The 18,636-nt window shown below is 55.8% G+C and carries 15 protein-coding genes; 6 read left to right on the top strand and 9 right to left on the bottom strand.

What is annotated here, in order from left to right:
* Positions 1–11: 11 nt before the first annotated feature.
* The 3 genes from Q8N00_06585 to Q8N00_06575 all read right to left on the bottom strand — a co-directional run bounded on the left by Q8N00_06585 (position 12) and on the right by Q8N00_06575 (position 2,349).
* A complete protein-coding gene (locus tag Q8N00_06585; protein MDP2382452.1) occupies positions 12–485 on the bottom strand; it encodes a PCP reductase family protein in 474 nt (157 codons plus the stop codon).
* A gap of 131 nt (positions 486–616) precedes the next feature.
* Complete coding sequence (locus Q8N00_06580; protein MDP2382451.1) at positions 617–1,333, bottom strand: DUF420 domain-containing protein; 717 nt, start codon at positions 1,331–1,333, stop codon at positions 617–619.
* A gap of 26 nt (positions 1,334–1,359) precedes the next feature.
* Entirely contained in the window at positions 1,360–2,349 is a 990-nt protein-coding gene (locus Q8N00_06575) for a methyltransferase (GenBank protein MDP2382450.1), read from the bottom strand.
* Positions 2,350–2,496: 147 nt separating this feature from the next.
* Here Q8N00_06575 and Q8N00_06570 point away from each other — a divergent pair, with 147 nt between their 5' ends.
* On the top strand, positions 2,497–2,757 hold the full coding sequence (locus tag Q8N00_06570) for a hypothetical protein (GenBank protein ID MDP2382449.1): 261 nt from the start codon (positions 2,497–2,499) through the stop codon (positions 2,755–2,757).
* On the opposite strand, the gene Q8N00_06565 is transcribed toward Q8N00_06570, so the two are convergent.
* Positions 2,735–3,751, bottom strand: a complete 1,017-nt coding sequence (locus Q8N00_06565) for a P63C domain-containing protein (protein MDP2382448.1) — start codon at positions 3,749–3,751, stop codon at positions 2,735–2,737. The genes Q8N00_06570 and Q8N00_06565 overlap by 23 nt on opposite strands.
* Positions 3,752–3,890: 139 nt before the next feature.
* Between Q8N00_06565 and Q8N00_06560 the strand changes: the two genes are divergently transcribed.
* The 3 genes from Q8N00_06560 (at position 3,891) to Q8N00_06550 (ending at position 5,931) form a co-directional block, all read left to right on the top strand.
* Positions 3,891–4,718 (top strand): IS1 family transposase, encoded by an 828-nt coding sequence (locus Q8N00_06560; GenBank protein MDP2382447.1) that lies wholly within the window; start codon positions 3,891–3,893, stop codon positions 4,716–4,718.
* Between the two features lie 224 nt (positions 4,719–4,942).
* A complete protein-coding gene (locus Q8N00_06555) occupies positions 4,943–5,440 on the top strand; it encodes a hypothetical protein (GenBank protein MDP2382446.1) in 498 nt (165 codons plus the stop codon).
* Positions 5,437–5,931, top strand: coding sequence for a hypothetical protein (locus Q8N00_06550; GenBank protein ID MDP2382445.1), 495 nt, complete (start codon positions 5,437–5,439; stop codon positions 5,929–5,931). Before Q8N00_06555 ends, Q8N00_06550 begins: the two co-directional genes overlap by 4 nt.
* Positions 5,932–6,124: 193 nt before the next feature.
* Here Q8N00_06550 and Q8N00_06545 read toward each other — a convergent pair whose 3' ends face one another.
* The 5 genes from Q8N00_06545 to Q8N00_06525 all read right to left on the bottom strand — a co-directional run bounded on the left by Q8N00_06545 (position 6,125) and on the right by Q8N00_06525 (position 15,192).
* Positions 6,125–6,919, bottom strand: coding sequence for a hypothetical protein (locus Q8N00_06545; protein ID MDP2382444.1), 795 nt, complete (start codon positions 6,917–6,919; stop codon positions 6,125–6,127).
* 215 nt (positions 6,920–7,134) lie between these two features.
* A complete protein-coding gene (locus Q8N00_06540) occupies positions 7,135–8,520 on the bottom strand; it encodes a HEAT repeat domain-containing protein (protein ID MDP2382443.1) in 1,386 nt (461 codons plus the stop codon).
* A 7-nt stretch (positions 8,521–8,527) separates the two neighbouring features.
* Positions 8,528–9,091 carry a hypothetical protein gene (locus Q8N00_06535; GenBank protein ID MDP2382442.1) on the bottom strand — a complete coding sequence of 188 codons (564 nt, stop codon included), beginning with the start codon at positions 9,089–9,091 and terminating at the stop codon, positions 8,528–8,530.
* A gap of 202 nt (positions 9,092–9,293) precedes the next feature.
* Positions 9,294–10,238, bottom strand: coding sequence for a carboxypeptidase regulatory-like domain-containing protein (locus tag Q8N00_06530; protein MDP2382441.1), 945 nt, complete (start codon positions 10,236–10,238; stop codon positions 9,294–9,296).
* Positions 10,239–10,347: 109 nt separating this feature from the next.
* Positions 10,348–15,192 carry a multicopper oxidase domain-containing protein gene (locus tag Q8N00_06525; protein MDP2382440.1) on the bottom strand — a complete coding sequence of 1,615 codons (4,845 nt, stop codon included), beginning with the start codon at positions 15,190–15,192 and terminating at the stop codon, positions 10,348–10,350.
* 336 nt (positions 15,193–15,528) lie between these two features.
* Between Q8N00_06525 and Q8N00_06520 the strand changes: the two genes are divergently transcribed.
* Complete coding sequence (locus tag Q8N00_06520) at positions 15,529–17,340, top strand: APC family permease (protein ID MDP2382439.1); 1,812 nt, start codon at positions 15,529–15,531, stop codon at positions 17,338–17,340.
* Positions 17,341–17,342: 2 nt separating this feature from the next.
* Positions 17,343–18,404 (top strand): PKD domain-containing protein, encoded by a 1,062-nt coding sequence (locus Q8N00_06515; GenBank protein MDP2382438.1) that lies wholly within the window; start codon positions 17,343–17,345, stop codon positions 18,402–18,404.
* Positions 18,405–18,636: the final 232 nt, after the last annotated feature.

Genomic DNA, 18,636 nt, shown 5'->3' with positions numbered 1-18,636 from the left:
CACATCACCGATCACCCCTCACTCTTCTGGGCAGCCATCCCAAAATAGCGTGCCTTCACTTCTTCCATCAACGCGACAGTAATACGTGTCTCGCCGCGGTCGGCCACGGTCCGCTCCAATTCAATGCGGGCCATCGCGCGGACCGGCGCCGGCACTCTATCCAATCGACGTTCCGCCTCAGGCTCCCACTCGATCCGTTTGCCGGTCCGGGGTCGAAGCAACGTGTCGTACGTGACGACCCGTTCTCCTCTGACCCTCACATCCTGTTCCACCTCACCGCGCACGAGCGGAGCAAGGTAGGGCGGCATGCGATCCAGCCGGTGGAGCGCATCGTCTGTCCACATCGTCCGGTCGACAAGCCCGCCCGGTTGGCCGGCAGGAACATCGACTCCGACCTTCAGTCCACAGCCGAGACATTCCGACCGAATGAACCATTGGGGCGTCCCATCATCGTAGGAACGTTCTTCCACTCCCTCGGTATGCATCCAGCGACCACAGCCACAAGTTAGCATGGCGGAACCTCGTGATCAGTGATGCGTGATGGGTGATGAGCATCGGAGCCAGTATCCGTTCGAGATCCCCATATGGTGCACTCATCACGCATCACAGATCCCACTTATCCGATTTTCCCAGGATACAAGAGATAGAGCATGGTGTAGGTGGTGGTGCCGGTCACAAAGAGGACGCAATACACGATCATCGTAAACAACCCGAGTGCCCGATGCCGCCGCGCGCCGTTCGGCCAGATCCGCTGAATCGTCATCTCCACCGAAAATACGATGGCGATCAGCAACAGCAAACTGAGATAGACTTCGAATTTCCGCATGGAGAACCCGGCGGTGGCCACGCGCGAGAAGAACAAGAACATCACCAGGGCCGTGACGCTCCCAAAGATCACCCCGACCTTCCTCCAGGTCGTCAGGAGCAGCGTCTCTTTAAGCGATCGGGCTCCGTCAATCACTTGCTGGGAGCGGAAACCCAGCACGATCATGTAGATCGCCATAATCAATCCGAGAATGACCAGAATGATATGCACGGTCAAAACGGGGATGAAGACATAATCGTAGAGCGCTTGCGATCCGCCAAAGCCTTCTTTTCCTTCAAAGGCCAACACGCCTAATTGGCGGAACAAATAGTAGCTCATGAAAAATGCCACCATGGCAATCATCCCGCCGAGCATCATCCAATGATGGGCATCGGCCCGCCGCCGCCTTGCCTGAATCCAGCCGATGACGAAGAGCCCCGTGAAGAACGTCGCCATGAGCTGGCTCATGTCCGCCCCGACCGTGGCATGGGTGCCAAAAAAACCAGGCTGTTTTAGCCATTCAAGCATAATGTTCCTTGTCGCACGCTCGGCTCTCAGGCCTGACTGGACTTCGTGCCCAGCACAACCGCTGTCGGTTCCAGCTCTGTCACGGTTGAAAATCCGGCTTCGCTCATCCACTGCATCGCATCTGCCGTCTTATAACAACCGCCACGCTGCGTATTGACCAGAATATGCACCGCGAAGGCGGTGGTCCAGGCCGGACCGGTGCCTGCCTCATTGAGGAATCGATCCTTGATGATTAAACGGCCGCCTGGCGCCATATGGGTCCAGACCCTCTTGACCAATAACGCGTTCGTCGAAAAATCCTGATAATGCAGGATATCGGACATCAATGCGACATCATAGGGTCCGCCAAGTCCATCCTTGTTAAAATCGCCAGGACGCAACGAAATCCTCGATTCCAAGCCGGCCTCTTTCACCGTTCGCTCCGTGAGCCGGAGCGTCGCAGGTAAATCGAACACCGTCGCCGTCAACTCCGGATAGACCTGGCAGAAGGCAATCGCATTCGTCCCGGCTCCGCCTCCCAAATCCAGCAGCCGAACCGGCCCGTTCAATTGCAGCCGCTTGGCGAAATCAGGCCCGCTCTGCTGCCCGATCCGATGAAGTACCGCCAGCACATTGAGTCCTAACTCAGGATCGGTCTCAAAGACGTGCCGATCGACAGACCGCTGTCCCGTGCGAATCGTCTGCTCCAGCTTGCCCCAGTTGTCCCATTCCGCATCGTGAAGCAGGAGAAGGTGCCCGATATATTGGGCAGAATTGCGGACCAGATGCGTGGCCGCAGCCGTCGAATTTCCGTAGGAATCCCCGTCCTTTTCCAACAGCCGCATCGCAACAAGGGCATTCAGCAAGAGTCCCAATGTCGGCTCATGGGCGTCAAGACGACCGGCCACGGCATGAAGGGTTTTCCTTGTCCCATCCAAGGCGGAAAACACGTCCAGCCTAATGGCCGTCAATAAAATCTTCGTCTCCCAGTAGTACCCAAGCTGGAAAATTTCTGCGAGCGAGAGTTCGCGTGACACGCCACTCCTATCAGGAAAATTTCCTTGAAAGTCGGCATCTTACCTAGATCGGAAACTGAAAGGCAAGGCAGCTGACCGGACGGGTAGTGGGTCAGTTTGAAATAACCTAATCTTGCCTGTGCTTAAGCGGTCATGTATGATGGAGGCATGAAAAAGAAGACGCCTCCCAAAGATGTGAACGTCAATGCTTTTGAAATCCTGCAAGCGTTAACCGGTCAGCCAGCCGATATTTCTCATAATGAGAAACCCGCCAAGAAGAAGCCTATCCAGCCAGAGAAGAACCCTGCTGCTGTCGCTCTAGGCCGCCTAGGAGGGCTGAAGGGTGGGAAGGCTAGGGCCGCCAAGCTGTCCGTCATGCGACGAGCCCAAATCGCTCAGAAGGCTGCTAAGGCGCGGTGGGATCGCTAGAATAATTAAGTGGCAATTCCATGGTATCACCCTTTTTTGGCAAGACCTTATCAACCATTTTTACAAATTTATTCCATCCATGTCCGTTGGATATTGCAAGGCGCTGAAACATGATCAATGAGTGAATGTGCTGGGCAAGCATTGGATTTCCAACATCCTCCGTAAGCCATTGATGCAGCTTATTCGTTCTTTGGCCCTTGGCGTTCCTTGGACTCTTTTCTTGTAGCTCTTGAAGCAATCCTGGGCCAATTCTCCGGTAAACCAAATCATTCGTATAGTGTGCAACAACGCTGAATCGGTTTTTACCCATCCCAGGCCAAATCCACCCTTTTAGCTTGTAAATATTCTCGTAAAACTCATCTGGGAATTTTTTTGCCCAAGCAGCTAATTCTTTCCGAATTAGAAGTTGCAGATATTCTTGCAAAGCGTCTTTTGGACGCACACCCTGGTAACCAGTAACCTCGTCAACTAATGCGATAATACCGATATGAGCAAATCCTCTGGTTAGGATTTCTGCTATTTGTGCTGTTTGGATGTGCTTCATAGAAGAGAGTGCGCCAGATTCACGAGCGCGCAACCAGACATCACAGACATCAGCCAATACCGTTGCCGGGAGTCCGCTTGCGGGGTTTCCTCCGTGCGGCGGGTTAACCCTTATAGGCTCAGTTATGCGCGCCGCTAAGTCCTTGGAAATATACGGCTCTAGGACCTTGTGGCTTAAAAATCGTGGCAATTTCTGCGCGCCGCCCTCGGTCATGCCAAATGCCTTGTTCATCCCACGATAGGATATAACCCGCGTCCCATCTTCAAGAACATAACAAGGGATTTCTATCCCAGATATTTTTATTGCGCCGGTATGAGTGGCTTTCATTAAAGGCTTGCTATATCGAGCAAACGCCGCATTGGTAGCTATTTCCTTGCGCCTTTCCGATGAAAGCTTATTTGCCCGCGCAAACCCGCCCTTGGCCTTACTGCTAGACATCTCATTTTCCATGCAAGCACCTCCTTATTTTCAGCTTGCATTTAGAATACGCAAACCGTAATAGATATGCAAGCATATTTATTATTTCTCCTTGCATATTGACTTATCTTGACCGCTCAAGCATAATCCCTCTGTCACCACGGAGGAAGCCATGAACAAGCTGACGCAGGCCAAACGAGTTCAGATCATCGCCGCACTGGTTGAGGGCAACAGCATCCGCGCTACGTGTCGCATGACTGGCGCAGCGAAAGGCACTGTGCTGAAGCTATTGGCTGATCTCGGCAAGGCCTGTGCTTCCTATCAGGATCGGACACTTCGGAATCTCCCCTGCAAGCAGATTCAATGCGATGAGATTTGGAGCTTCTGCTATGCGAAAGAGAAGAACGTTCCTGAAGAAATGAAGGGAAAACTTGGATTTGGCGATGTCTGGACCTGGACGGCTATCGACGCAGACAGCAAGCTCATAGTGTCGTTCCTGGTTGGAGATCGGAGCGCGGCATATGCCAGGAAGTTCATTGACGATCTCGCCAGCCGACTCGCCAATCGAGTGCAGCTTACAACTGATGGTCACAGGGCCTATCTGACTGCCGTAGAACGGGCCTTTGGCGGGGAAGTGGATTACGCCATGCTCGATAAGATTTACAATGCTCCACCGAACAAGGGAACGACACGGTACAGCCCTGCTGAGTGCTGTGGAACGCGGAAGATCAAGGTAACGGGCAACCCAGATCTGAGGCAGGCCTCAACGAGCTTCGTGGAACGGCAGAACCTTACGATGAGGATGAGCATGCGTCGGATGACGCGGCTAACCAATGCGTTCAGCAAGAAGATCGAGAATCAGGCCCATGCCGTGGCCCTACACTTCATGCACTACAACTTCGCCAGGATTCATCAGTCGCTACGGGTGACGCCAGCCATGGAGGCAGGAGTGGCCGATCATGTGTGGGACTTAGGGGAGATTGCGGGATTGATAGATTAGGAATCACCTCACCTAAGATACCTTGCCCTAGGGGGCATCCCAGGTTGGTATTGCACGAATGGGTGTTATCTATTTATCGGTGTTCCTTGACAGATATAATCATAGGAATAGGATTGGCTTAGACCCTATTGATATAGGAAAGTATCGGTAGTTATAATGTGCGCCCCAAGGCCCAAGGTGGTCGTAACTCTGCGTTCTATAAATAAATGCAACGGGAGATGCATATGAGCCAACTAGCCACTCAATCGCCACCCAAGGTCACGCCTGAATCCAAGGTGACACCTGAGTATCGAGAAGCTGTAATCAAGATGGCCGACGAGCACAGGAATGAGAGGTTCTTGAATGACTCTCCGGAGCACGCAAAGTTGCTTGCGGATTTGATGATTGGGCGTGCCGAAGAGGCCGACGAAGTCAGCATTTACAGCAAATCTCTTCCTATGTTCTGTTATGCCGACGCATTAAGGAACTGCAAGAGTCAAAATATCCGTGTCATATTGGATGATGCGAGCGGACGGGCAGAACTGCCAGAAGATCTCTCAAGTCGAATGAAAATTCGCATTTTGGATATTGCAGATGGCGCTCATTTCTTTACTGCCAAAGATTCCTTCAGGCTTGAAATGGATCATGAAAAGGCCAAGGCAGTGGCTAATTTCAACGAACCGGAAGCCGTCCAAAAACTACGCTCCAGATTCGAGCATCTCTGGGCCAGTGCAGCTCAATGAGCGAATCTCACATCGCTCATGCAATTGCTACATTTAGTGAGTTAGGCATTGCAACCGGGCTGCTTTGGCTGACTGATCTTGTAAAAATCAGATCAAGTCTTAAGTCTGCACTCCTTATTGCAGAAAAAAACCTTCGCATCACCAGAGATGACGATCGCGCCAAGGCAAAATTGGGTTTTGATAGAGCTATGGGGCGGTGGATTTGCGTATTGATAGCCGCTCGCTCTTGGTTCTACACATTGTGCATTAAGGTTCTAAAGTGGTTGCTGCAGTGGTCTCCCTATTTCTGTATAGGCTTCGGGATTTTTGCATTACTCGGCATCTCGATCCTCAATTCATTTTCTGACTATTTGCCGGCCGCAATTTTATCTGAACGAGTTTACTTCATTTTCTCGCTTCTGTCTTTCCTGGTAATACTCTTGCCTGTAGTGGTCAGGCTGGCAAGGTATATAGTTAACAAGCATGCGCTCAAAGACGTGGTAGTAGAATAACGTTTGCCAGAGCTTCTGTCTTTCCCTTGTCGCAGGCTAATTCCGTCCCGCGCATCATCTAAAAACTTTACCAGTACCTCATTCAAACTGACCCACTACCGACCGGACGCAGTACGCTGCACAAACACAAAGGGCAGCGGATTGCTCCGCTGCCCTTTGATTGCGGGTGACCCCGCGAAGACACAACGCTGGCTTACTTGATTTCAGCCTTGACTGTGGCAGTTCCGCCCTCGGTCACGTCCACGTCAAATTCAATCTTCTTGCCCTTGGCGGCAAACGGATGCCAGGCGACAATCTTGTGCTTCCCGGCCGGCACATCCTTCAGCTCGAATGAACCGTCTTCCTTCACCACGGTAAAATGCGCGTTCGACACCGGGAGGAAGAAGCCCTGCATGAACTCATGCTGGTCGCACTGTAAACGATAGTAACCGTCCTTCTCTGCACCACCGCGGAACACCACTGGCTTATCGAGCTTGTCGCCCTTTTTGGCCAACGCAATGTTGAATCCGGTGGCCGAGCTCGTACCCTTCACGACAAAGCTATGCGGATTGTGCAACACGCCTGCAACCGACTTTGGGTCATCGGCATCGGCGTCATGGTTCTCAACCTTGAAAGACTTATTGTTCACCACCACACCGGTGAACGGGAGGAACTCGCAGAACTCCGCCACGACTTCAGTGCCGGCATAGGCATCGATGAAGGCTTTGTCTTCGATATCGACAACGGCAACGACGGCGCCCTTGAGACCGCCATCCTTACCCACTTCAATCTTCTTGAGGAAACGCTTGTCCCCATCCATCAACGACTTGTTGGGATTCTTCACGCAAAACTTGGGGTTGGGAAACTTCGCGAAGGAAAATTCGCTTTGTTCAGACTTGCCCGCAAAGGTCACTTTGCCGGCAATGGTTCCGCCCGCAAACGAGGTGAGAGGCGACGCGACAAGCGCGACGGCTGCCACACCTAATACAACTGATAACGCATTCTTCATCTGACTGCCTCCTTGTGATGGACAAATAACTGCTTCGTTGATGCTCTCGTTCCCTTAACTCCTACCACCGGCCATGAGGGGAAACGGGAACGCATTCCGCTCTGGTGACTCGATCGCAATTTTGATTCGCGTTGGCGGGGCTAGTCGCTGATCGAGTCTGTATACAAAACTCTACCCCACCCTGTCAATCTTAAGCAAGAGGGCAAGACAGATGCCTATTTCTTTTGTTGCAGGAGGTGTAGCAGTGCTCCCGCCGCAGTGGCTCGCACGGCATCGTTTGTGTCATGCAGTAATTCTTTCATGAGGGGAACCAGCTCTCGGTCCCCCACATGCCCGAGCGATCGAAGCGCCACAATCTTCGGACCGGGAAGCGGATCAGCCGTCAAACTGGTTAACAGCGCGATCGCCCCTGGAGCATTGGCCTTGGTCGCTTTCCCAAGGGCATAGGCCGCAGAAGCGCGCATAGCCGTATCGTTCTGTTGGGCCATCGATAGTACGGTAGGTGCCACGGTCGAATAGGGCTGGCCGAGTTGGAGCAACCCGGCAATCGCTGAGGCACGAACGGTAAAGCTGCCGTCACCGAGCGCCTGCGTGAGTGCCGGCACTGATTCAGTCCCTCCCAGATCCGCCAATCCCCCCACCGCCGATTCGCGCACGCCCGGGATAGGGTCCTTCAGAAGCAGTTCAATCTTCCCCCGCACCTCTTTTCGTCCGAGATGCCCAAGCCCCCTGGCCGCCGCACCGCGAACGGAGGGCTGTTTATACGTCAACGACTCGATCATGATCGGGACGCCGCGCTGGTCGTTCAAGTCGGCGATCGTGCGAATCGCGTCAGCTCGATCCTCAGGATTCAGCGACTCTGCGGCCTGATGCAATTGAGTCCAGGCTTCTTTCTTGCCGAGCCTGATCAAGGCCGCATAGGCTGCAATACGAACCGTGCTGAGCTCATCCTTGGTCGCCGATTCGACGAGCGGCATGACGCCTGGATCTCCCGTTCGACCGAGTATTTTCACCACGCGCGCCTTCACCAATCCTGCTTGATCCTCGATCGCCGCGCGCAATTTCGTCGATTTCCTGCCGGCCTCGGATCGCCCAAGCCCCTCGACGGCAAGAACCCTGACCGGTCCAGAACCGTCGCTGAGCCCATCTTCAAAATACGGGACGACCTCGTCAGAATCCACCTCTTTCAGTGCGGTATATGCAGCCCCGCGCATCTGATCGCGCATGTCTTTGACCATCACCACGATGAACCCCAGCGCCACCTCTCGGAGAAGAGGGATCTCATCGTGCTTGAGCGCGAGCTCCAACTTGTCGTACTCACCGAGCGCGTCCTTGGGATTCGCCAGTTTAAGAAAGGAGTGAATCCTCAGCCGGCGGACGTCCGAACTGAGCGCCTGCTCCTTCTCCAACTTGGCCAACAGATCAATCACCTGTCCATACTGTTTCTTGTCGTAGGCCTCTTGCGCTTCCTTGGGCACCGATGACGTTCCGGCCGCCGACATCGATTGCTCGACGCCACTCCACAGCGTCAACCAGGCAACCATCGCCGCGGTGAACAGATACCAATGACCCGACCGCCTGCTCCCATTCCATTCCCCCATCGTCTCGTTACCCCCGTCCTTGCGGCGCAGTAGCCGCCATGCGCTTTTTATATCCCTGTGGCTCGTCAAAATAATAGGCCGGTTGAGGGGACAGTCTAAACCGTTCATACTCAAACGACCATTCCCGATCCCGACTGACGAGCTTCAAGACCACGCCTGTTTCTACATCGACCCATTCGTAGAACCGCTCAACTCGGCCATGATGGTCGGTTTGAACTTCGAACAGCTTCGCGGTGCGCCCGGCGGCCGTCGCGTCACCGACCAGCATTCGCTCCTGCTCCCCCGGTAAAGCCTGACTGACCGGAAGCAGATCTTCAGGGTCCAGCCCTGTCACCAGAAATTCCTTCTGTTGGGCCAGCAGATACCAGGTCTCAGATTTATCCAGCCGGATGATTTCGATCGCCGCATACCCACGTTCGGTTCGAATCGCATACTTGTACTCCAGCCGCAACCGGTCGCCCTTCGCAAACACTTGCGCCTGAAATTGCTTCCCCTTGATCTTCTTGACCAATAAACCGGAGAACTCCACCAATGGAGTAGCCGCATCATCTGCCAAGACATGACAAGGCAAGCTCGCCTGCCCCAGACAGAAAGCCAGCAAGAGGCACAGTCCCCACCTCCAAGGCTTATCCCTTAGCCTAACTCTCACAGGATGCTTAAAAGGTCTGTCCAGCAAGGCCGCAGGCGAATCGAAACCGGAGGTGTACCATCGGGTCTCTGTTGAGGAGACCGCCGAGTCGAGAACGATGCTGGCGGACTGTTTCAGCATCTTGTTAGTGCTGATGCTCGACGAGTGGCTGGATGTCGACGGAATACCCCAGCGTGTCTGGGCCGAAACGGGGATTGTCTATCACTTTGAACGCGGAGCGATTCCCCTTTGGAGCGAGGAGAGAAAGACGTTCGACCAATACACCGTCAGTGTGGATCGTGACCGTCTTGGTGACACCAGGGCCGGTCTGCGGATGCCATACGACCAACTGATAGGTGCCCGGAGGAATATGCTCAATCGAAAACTTTCCGGACGAGTCGGTCAACGCATAGTAGGGGTTATTGACCGCCATCGCCCAACTTTCCATGTAGGCATGGAAGCCGCACTGCATGTAGAACGTCCGACGCCCTTTATTCAGATACACCGGACCAACCAGAGACTTTCCCGGTGCATGATTGTGGGTCGCATGGATGTCGCCACGGTGATGCTGCTGATTCATCACTAGCGGCGTATTGAACAACGTACGCGCGCCTGACTCGATCGACGTTTCATAACCTTGAATGTCGTGCATCACGGGATCCATGTTGATCACTTCGACGGCATGCCCGTTTCGCACAATCGTCATGAAGGGTTGGAACTTGCAATCACGCGCTTCGATCAAGGGCACGGAGGTTTCAAACGGCTTCCCGGCTTGAACCCCTTCGAGCAAGACGATGGCGTCTTGCAGTCCCCCTTGAGGGCTCACGACAAAGTCGTGGAGCAGCCTCCACCCTGAGCCGTTCGAGATACGGCCACAATAGACAGGATCTGGAAACGTGATCAGGTTAAAGCCTTTCGGCTCCGGCAATGGGCCATCGAGCCCGATCGTGCCGTGAATCGTCCCTCCATGCTGGACATCAACCACATCGTACGCCGCTGCAGGCCTCAGCATGGGCACACTTGCGACGAGCATGAGGGTCATGAGTACGAACGTCACGGTTGTCTCTCGAAGAAGTTCAGTTAACGTCATAGTGGCCGGCATCGTACCAAAGGGATGCTCTAAAGCAAAAGGGGGGAGGCCTTAGGCCTCCCCCCTCTCTATGAGTCGTCACATCCTGCGATCAGCAGGAGGAACGGTCTTACTTCGCTGCGACCGGAATGACCTGCACCGGTTTCTCAACCGATGCGCTCTTCATTCCTGCGCCAGCTCCGTGCAAGGGCAGCAAGCGAGTATCGCCGGACGGCAACACACGCACATAGCCCCATTGGCCGGACTGGGAGTACGGCAACCGCTGGTTGCTGTACACATAGTCACCCGGCAGGCGGTACGGACCACCGGCAGATGGCAGGAACGCATCGAGGATCTCCGAACCGGAGAACTCGACTACGCTGATCACATCCGCGCCGCGCATAAATGGCTCAATCGGCCACTCGTGCTTCTCGACGCTGAACATGCCGTTCTGCTCATTGTTCGCCCCGATCACATGGATGCGCACGGGATCTCCCGCATGCGCTTCAATGAGCGGCGTGGCTGGATCTTCAGGCTTGTCGGCCTTGCAAGGCTGGAACATCTTACCCAGCGAGCAACCCTGCTCCTCACGATACTTATACGGCTCGGACCGGTAGTTGACGCCGGTCAGACCAGCGACGTTCTGCACATACGGCATGAAGCTGGTGCCGATAATGTTATCTTCGTCTTGGAAGAACAACGCCACGTCACGATAGTTCGGACGCATTTCATTCCCCGGCACCGAGCGATCGATGATCACGTCGGCAGCCCAGGAGTTCTTGGTGCTAAGATCGGCGCCGGTCCTCGGATCCCGATACTTGGATCCCTTCGGTCCAACGACCACCGCTCCGAACAACCCGTTGCGCGGGTTGACCATCACGTTACCCCAATCCCACACCAACGATGTGGTTTCACCGGTAAACGGATCCGCGTAGTAGGTATAGGTCCGCTCGGCGCCAGGAGCGATCGTCTGATCGCCCGCGTTGTTGCCGATGTTGGCGCCCATGGAATCCTTCGGATCGAAGGCCAATCCGATCGCCGAGAAGGAGGCCTTGCTGTCCTTCATCTTGTTCTTCAGATTGACTTTCACACAATCGCCGACGTTCACACGAAGCGTGAGCGGCATAGGCTGCATACCGCTCGCCACCTTGGCGATATCTTCCTCGAGCGCGAAAATCTTCGCCTCGGGGTTGCTAATCTGGATCTTCCGCTCGAAGTCCACTTCGATGGATTCAGGCGCCTTCGCATTGAACTTCATCGCCGGATAGTCCATGGCCACGACGTTGAAACTCTTCACCGGCGCATCAGCCGGACAGACCGGCATGGCCTTGGGAATCTCTCCCTTGGTGGAGAACCCTGACGGCAACTTCTTCAAGTCGGCCTGCTCTTTGTCGTAGACACGGATAATGCCCCAACCGCCTTCGGAGAACTTCGACGACCGTCCGTTGAAGTGGATGTAGTCACCCGCTTGCAACCGTGGTCCACCGGCCTGCGGCACTACGAGATCGTAGCGTTCCGCAATTCCGATGTGCATCGAATTCTTTCGGTTCGCATCGCCGGCATACCGTTCACTCAAGAAGGTATGACCGGAAATGGTCCAGGTCATCGTCTCATTCATCAACGTATGCAACAGCCGGAATACCATCGTATCTCCGACGTACGCCCTGAGGAGCGGCGTGTACGGATCGCCATGGACCTGGCTGTTGAACGCCTGCGAAACATCCGGGTTGGTGGCCAAGCGCTGAGCGATCGGCGCCGCCCGGAAGTTCAAGCCGCTTCCCGTGGTGTGCGTTCCACCGTTCAAGAAGGGCATCGGCGTCATATAGATCTTCTCAGGCATCATGAAGGAAATCGTCTTCCCCGCTTCGAGCGCCACTTCGATCGGCTGCCCTGGCGGATTGCCCGCTGTGACGATGTTGACGGTATGCGGCACGGTATCGTGCACTTGCACCATCAACTCACGGAAGCTGTTGTTCACCCCGTGACCCACTGGCTCGACGGTGCGAATGTCCGCGATCGGACCGCTCCGGATCATCTTCCCGGTCTTCGCATCATGATAGGTCGATCCAACCGGTTCAGCGATGAAGGTGCCGAATCCACCGTGCGGCCATGTGGTCGCACCGAATGCATGGTCGTGCCAGAACACGGTTCCCACATCCGCATCGACCCAGAACCGCTGACGGACGAACTCCACCGTGATGATGTCGTTCGCCGGGTGATCGTTCTTCAATCCCTTCGCCAAGGTGATCGTCTTACCGTTGATCGCCTTGATACGGGAGATTTCGTTCCCCTTCACGTTATCGGCACCGACAAGAATCAGCGTGCCGACATGGTATTGACCTGCATTCTTCACCGAGAGCGAGGCGGCTCCCTTCTTCGCCGGCGCAGTCAGCACCGTGTTCATCGGAGCAGGCAACCCCTTCTTATTGTCCTTCTTCAACATCGTGAACGGGCGGACCGACTGCTCATAGGAGAAGCCGGTGATCACACCGTCAGACGCTTGGTTGTCAAACTGGAGGAAATGCCAATGGGTATTGATCTTCGATGACTGGAAATTCGTGTAGTCATCGTCGTCCCACTCGCTGGTCAGCGTCCAATCCACGCAATCGTAGATGTTGCCACGAACGACCAACGGATACTTCAAATCGTCGTTGGCCCGGACTGCGGCCTCTTCTTCATGGAGGACATAGATCAATCCGTTCGGATCGACCACTGCCGGCTCCTTGCCCTGGGCCTTGGCGATCTTGATCGGCAACTTAATGAAGTGAACGTTGAAATCCTTCCGTCCGGCATTCTCAGGACAGAGGCTCCAGATGCCGTTCTCTCCCGGCTTTGCCTGATCGGTGCTCTCCTCGCCGTTCGCATCACGGCGGATCATTTCCAACCAGGGCGCGCCGGAATGGTTCGGGGAGAACATGACCCGACGACCGAAATGCGGCGTCAGGTGTGGCCAGGCCACTTTGCCCGTCATCGATTCGAACATAATCGGATGCCGCTTACCAGGATGCGTGGACTTGTACTTGGGATTATCGATCGTGTTCTCGCGTTCGCTCATCGCACGATTGCCGTCCCAGGCCCAATCCAACACCGTCGCATCGTAGGAAACCGTCTGGCCCTTTTCATCGTCCTTGTGGCCAGGCTTGCCCATGGTGGGCATCTGCATCGAGACCCAATCCTTCACCGTGATGGTGGCAGGGTTGGTGGTCCAGTTGCTCTTCCCCGTGTCGGTGATCCTGAACTGCTTTCCGAACCAATCGACCGTCTGACCGACCAACTTGTCCGACGAAATCGGAGTCTTGATCCGGCCCTTACGATCCGGCAACTCACGGAGATCCGGCATCACATCGTTCCGGAGATCCCCCTGCTGGATCGTGTTATACACGCGCCAATAACCCCACATACCCGCCACATAATGGTGCGCGACGTGGCAATGGAAGAGGAAGTCACCGGCCAACTGTTGGCAAAGACCCGATCCACACTCCGTCTCGAGGTCGAGGGCTTCTGAAGGCCCGATGACTTCGACATCGACCCGATCCGTCTTCGCACGAATCACTGGATACTTCACCGGGCCGTTCATCGCGGTCGCCCAGAGGTTCATGTCGTCGATCGCCCGTGGGCTGCGCGGCCAGCGAATGGTGCCGCCATGGGGATGGTGCGAGTGGAACACTTCCGATCCACCGTGCACGAGCCGGAACTTGGCAGGATCACCGATGTACGAACGGGGAATCGTCGGGGAGGGATCGCCGAACGTATAGGAACTGTACCCCATCGACTCGTCTTCGAATCCGAAATACTCATGCTGCACATGCATGTTGTTGATGCCGAATGGCTCGCTGCGATAGTTGATCGCACGGCCACCAGGACGGTAGGCATCGGTCAAGGGATCCCGCTGCGGCAGGAAGTCGCCCTTCTTATTGAGCGGACGGAAGGCCTCGTCGCCGACTTCGTGATAAATCAGTACAAACTCCCGAAAGTCAGGACCGGTGCCGTTCTTAATGATCGTCTGCCAGCCACTGGAGGCCGGAGTAAGATCCCCGGCGCCGAGCGGCTCCAGGTAGCTTGATCCGCGCGGTTCGACGACGAACGCGCCAAACAATCCCATCACTGTCAGCTCACGGTCCTGGGCATAGGTATGGAACTGGCGGACACCTTCCTGAAGGTTCGGGTGGATATACCACTCGTACTCGCCGCTCTTCTTTTCCTCGACGACGGAATCAGAGTTGGTCGTCGTCGCCACCGCGCCGGTGGAGCTCACGACCATGCTCGATCCATGGATATGCAGACTGACCGGTCCGCCACCCTCTTCCAGCTTGTTCGAGAGCTTGATCTTGACGCAATCACCCTGGTTGGCACGGAACACGAGAGGCTGGATCCACTGCGCCTGCACACCTGGAATCACAGCGCCTGGATCGAACCCTTCCTTGTCGCGGGCTGCCCGATTCGTGGCTTCTTCCGCGCGCACCTTGTCGATATTCTCGTCCAAGACGTACATGTAGCCTGGATAGAAGTCGAGCCACTGGTTGAGGGTGATTTCGACGTTGATCGTGGAGATATTGTATTGCTTGACCGGGGCCGTAGCCGGGCACTTTCCGCCGCCCGTCAGCGCGACCGGCTCCACCCGAGGATCGGACACGAGGAGCATGTCCTGCCCACCCGCTCCATATTGGTGCATCATGGAGGAGGTGTTGTACATGCCGGTGTTCACGCCCTGCATCTGAGGATCGCTGGCCATATGGTCCATGATCCGCTGATGCTGCTGCTCAACCATCGGAGCACGAGCGCTCCTTCCCTCCATGGTGTCTTCGACGATCGTCTGACCTTTGAGTTTTTCCGCCCAACCGGGCAACTGGTGGTTCATCGCAACGTGCTGCGGCGAACTCTCAGCGGATGCGAGCGGGACCCCGAGCAGGGCCACAGCTGCCATCGCGCCGAGCATGCGGGTAGGTACTGAAACCCGTAGCTTGTGAAAAAACATTGACCGGCCTCCTTGAATGGTGAGTGAAACAACTACAAACTAGAACCGATAATCTGATCCCCGAATGAAATGATTCATAAACAACAACAACCACCCCATGCGTCACAAGGGACTGGCCATCTTCATAGTGAGGGGCGAACGATACTGAAAATCTAGATAGCATGTCAACCCCTGTGGCCCCAACCACACCAGGCAAACGACCACACGCCGCATCTCATGCGGAAGCATGCACCGCACCATGTCAACATCGTCAATGCCTGGTGGGTGTTTCGCGCCTGACAACTAGGGCTTCTTCTCCGATGCACCGGCCGCTCCTTCTGTGCGATAATTGTGTCTATGCTTCTGAAACGTTGGCTGGTTGGCGATCCACTCAAAACCGCGCAGGCTGCAGACGAACGGCTCTCGAAAACCCTCGCACTGGCGATTTTTTCCTCGAACGCCATTTCATCCGTCGCCTATGCCACGGAAGAAATATTGCTCGTCCTGGTCCTTGCAGGGACCGCCGCCATCGCCTGGTCTATCCCCGTCAGCTTCGCGATTCTGTTTTTGGTCGTCGTCCTGACCATTTCCTATCGCCAGATCATCTACGAATACCCGGAGGGCGGCGGGGCCTACATAGTCGCCCGCGACAACTTAGGAGAACTCCCGGCATTGATTGCCGCAGCGGCGCTGATGATCGACTATGTCCTCACCGTGGCCGTCAGCGTGGCAGCGGGAGTCGCGGCCCTGACGTCGGCCCTACCGAGCCTGTTCGAGCATCGTGAAGCCTTGGGACTCGTCGCGAGTCTCTTCATTGTCGTCATGAACCTTCGCGGCGTGCGGGAGTCGGGAAAGTTCTTCGCCGTCCCCACCTACTTTGCCATCGGCGCCCTCGGAGTGATGGTGGTAATCGGAAGCGCCAAGACCCTGTTCGGCCCAGGCACGTCGATCCCGCCAGACAACCAGGTTGCACTCGAAGAAATGACCTTGTTCTTGATCCTTCGCGCATTTGCCGCCGGCTGTTCAGCCGTCACCGGTATGGAAGTGATTTCGAACGGGGTCAAAGCGTTTCGCCGGCCGGAATCCAAAAATGCGGCCACCACGATGATTCATATGTCCGTGATTCTGGCCGTCCTCTTTCTGGGCATCAGCTTCATGGCCGACCATTATGGGGTGCTGCCCAAAGCGGATGAGACCATCATCTCTCAACTGGCACGCCTCACCTTCGGGACCGGAGCGGTCTATTACACGCTCCAAATCGGCACGATGCTGCTGTTAATCCTTGCCGCCAACAGCGCCTATGCAGGCTTCCCCCATCTCTCCTCGATCCTGGCACGCGACAGCTACATGCCCCGTCAAATGGCGACATTCGGCGACCGCCTGGTGTTCTCGAACGGCATCTTCATCCTCGGATTCTTCGCCTGCTTCCTCCTGATCCTCTTTCACGGCGACACCCACGCCTTGATTCCGCTCTATGCTGTCGGCGTGTTCATCTCCTTCACCTTCTCCCAAGCCGGCATGGTGCGAAGATGGTTGACCAAAAAGGGACCTCACTGGCGGAAGAAACTGATCGTGAACGGGGTCGGCGCCATCACGACCGGTATTGCCACTATCATCATTGCCAGTACCAAGTTTACACATGGCGCCTGGATCGTCTTTCTCCTCATCATCCTCCTGGTCTGGATGTTCCGCTCGATTCACTCGCATTACAAAGCCGTCTCTGAACAGATCGCGCTCACGCGTGACCACCGCCCACCGCTTCCACGGCGCAATATCGTCATCATTCCCATCAGTGGCGTCAATCAGGCGGTCATTCGAGCCGTCGATTATGCACGCAGCCGGGGCGGCGAGATTCGAGCCGTGCTGGTGGATGTGGACCCGGAGTCCACGGCTCGCCTACAAATCCAATGGGCCCAATGGGGCTGTGGCGTGCAACTGATGGTCCTGCCCTGCCCCTATCGCTCTGTCCTACGCTCTCTACTGGACCATATCGAGGAGCTGCTGCAGAAAAACCAGGACTATTGGGTCACCGTCGTGATTCCGGAGATTCTCCCGGCTCGCTGGTGGCAGAACATCCTGCACAACCAGCGCGCCCTTCTCTTAAAAGCGTCACTGCTCTTTAAAGATCGCGTCATCCTGACCGACGTCCCCTTCCACCTCAAGAGGTGACCGTGAAGCGTAAAATATTAGACGTGAAATGTGAGACGAGGTATCGGAACCTCGCTCTGCTCCTGTTAACCACTTGCCTCCTCCTCACAGCCCAGCCGGCCCAGGCCTTCAAGATCCTCGAGCCAGCCGAAGGAGCCAAGCTGACATCGGGCAGCACCGTCACTGCCCGCGTAGACCTCGGCAAAGATTCCGGCATCGTTCGAGTTCGCTACTATTGGTACGGCGAACAGGATGACACGCTGGTAGGACAGGAAGACGCGACGGCGACGGGGTCGATCATCGCGCCGGTGGCGCTCGTCGGACTGGCCGATCAAGATCCCCCCTTCGGCGGGAAACTGCTCCTCCCCAAAGAGAGTATCGGTCCCATGCGCTTACTGGCCGTGGCTGAAATTTCGCGCGGACGATTAGGGACCAGATCCGTCTTCGACGAAATTATCCTGCAGGCAGAACCGAATGCCGACATCACCGCGATCGGCTTCGAAACTGATAAACCCTTGCAACTCGGGCGAACGGGGCAATCCTCCGCCTTCGGTCACGTCGATTCCATGGGCAAAGTATTTGAGTTGCCGGTGGTGGCCGATTTCGCCGACGGCGTGACCCGCCGGATCAGCACCCTGTCCAGCGGCACGCGTATCCGGTCCTCCGACTCCGCAATTATCAAGGTCCTGCCAAGCGGCTTACTGCAGATTGTCGGCAACGGAAAAGCTACCCTCACGGTCACGAACCGCGGCAAGCAGGCCACGCTCGACGTCAGCGTCGCCGTGAATGAGGAACCGAATGAACCACCGGTCGCGGATGCCGGCCCCAACCAATCGGTCAAAGCCGGAACGAAAGTGAAGCTGAGCGGGTTGAAAAGCCGGGATGCGGAAGGCGAAGCCCTCTACTATTCATGGAGCCAAATCCGCGGCAGTAAGATCGCGTTGCTGGACGTGGATAACGCCGAAGCCTCCTTCCTCGCGCCAACCGTCTCGGAGAAACGAACTTATCGATTCAAGCTGAGGGTGACGGATAAGAAGGGGGCGGATAGTGTGCCGGCGTTCGTCGATATTACAGTCGAGCCGTGAGGCGCAGGAGCGGCTGGGATGCTCTCCGTGCTCGCGCAACGCGCGGCCTAGGAAGGGTGAGAGGGAGCGGCCAGGTGTCCTTCTTGCTCATCGAACGCGCACGATAAGAATGTGCTCGTTCGATGCGCGCAGTAAAGGGCAGCCTCGGCCACTCCCTTTATAAAGAGAAATAAGAAATCTGGGAAGCCTCGTTGGACGCGCGCAATTGAGAGCATCCCAGCCGCTCCCCCCT

The sequence above is a fragment of the Nitrospirota bacterium genome (genome assembly GCA_030684575.1).
Taxonomy (GTDB): Bacteria; Nitrospirota; Nitrospiria; order Nitrospirales; family Nitrospiraceae; genus Palsa-1315.
The sequence above is the reverse complement of the archived record's forward strand: the minus strand, read 5'-3'. Positions and strand labels throughout refer to the sequence as shown.

Excerpts from the sequence above, each read along its gene's own strand:
- Q8N00_06545 (MDP2382444.1), bottom strand. The coding sequence starts at position 6,919 with ATGAAGAATGCGTTATCAGTTGTATTAGGTGTGGCAGCCGTCGCGCTT.
- Q8N00_06565 (MDP2382448.1), bottom strand. The coding sequence starts at position 3,751 with ATGGAAAATGAGATGTCTAGCAGTAAGGCCAAGGGCGGGTTTGCGCGG.
- Q8N00_06570 (MDP2382449.1), top strand. The coding sequence starts at position 2,497 with ATGAAAAAGAAGACGCCTCCCAAAGATGTGAACGTCAATGCTTTTGAA.
- Q8N00_06520 (MDP2382439.1), top strand. The coding sequence starts at position 15,529 with ATGCTTCTGAAACGTTGGCTGGTTGGCGATCCACTCAAAACCGCGCAG.
- Q8N00_06555 (MDP2382446.1), top strand. The coding sequence starts at position 4,943 with ATGAGCCAACTAGCCACTCAATCGCCACCCAAGGTCACGCCTGAATCC.
- Q8N00_06540 (MDP2382443.1), bottom strand. The coding sequence starts at position 8,520 with ATGGGGGAATGGAATGGGAGCAGGCGGTCGGGTCATTGGTATCTGTTC.
- Q8N00_06525 (MDP2382440.1), bottom strand. The coding sequence starts at position 15,192 with ATGTTTTTTCACAAGCTACGGGTTTCAGTACCTACCCGCATGCTCGGC.
- Q8N00_06530 (MDP2382441.1), bottom strand. The coding sequence starts at position 10,238 with ATGACGTTAACTGAACTTCTTCGAGAGACAACCGTGACGTTCGTACTC.
- Q8N00_06560 (MDP2382447.1), top strand. The coding sequence starts at position 3,891 with ATGAACAAGCTGACGCAGGCCAAACGAGTTCAGATCATCGCCGCACTG.
- Q8N00_06580 (MDP2382451.1), bottom strand. The coding sequence starts at position 1,333 with ATGCTTGAATGGCTAAAACAGCCTGGTTTTTTTGGCACCCATGCCACG.
- Q8N00_06585 (MDP2382452.1), bottom strand. The coding sequence starts at position 485 with ATGCATACCGAGGGAGTGGAAGAACGTTCCTACGATGATGGGACGCCC.
- Q8N00_06550 (MDP2382445.1), top strand. The coding sequence starts at position 5,437 with ATGAGCGAATCTCACATCGCTCATGCAATTGCTACATTTAGTGAGTTA.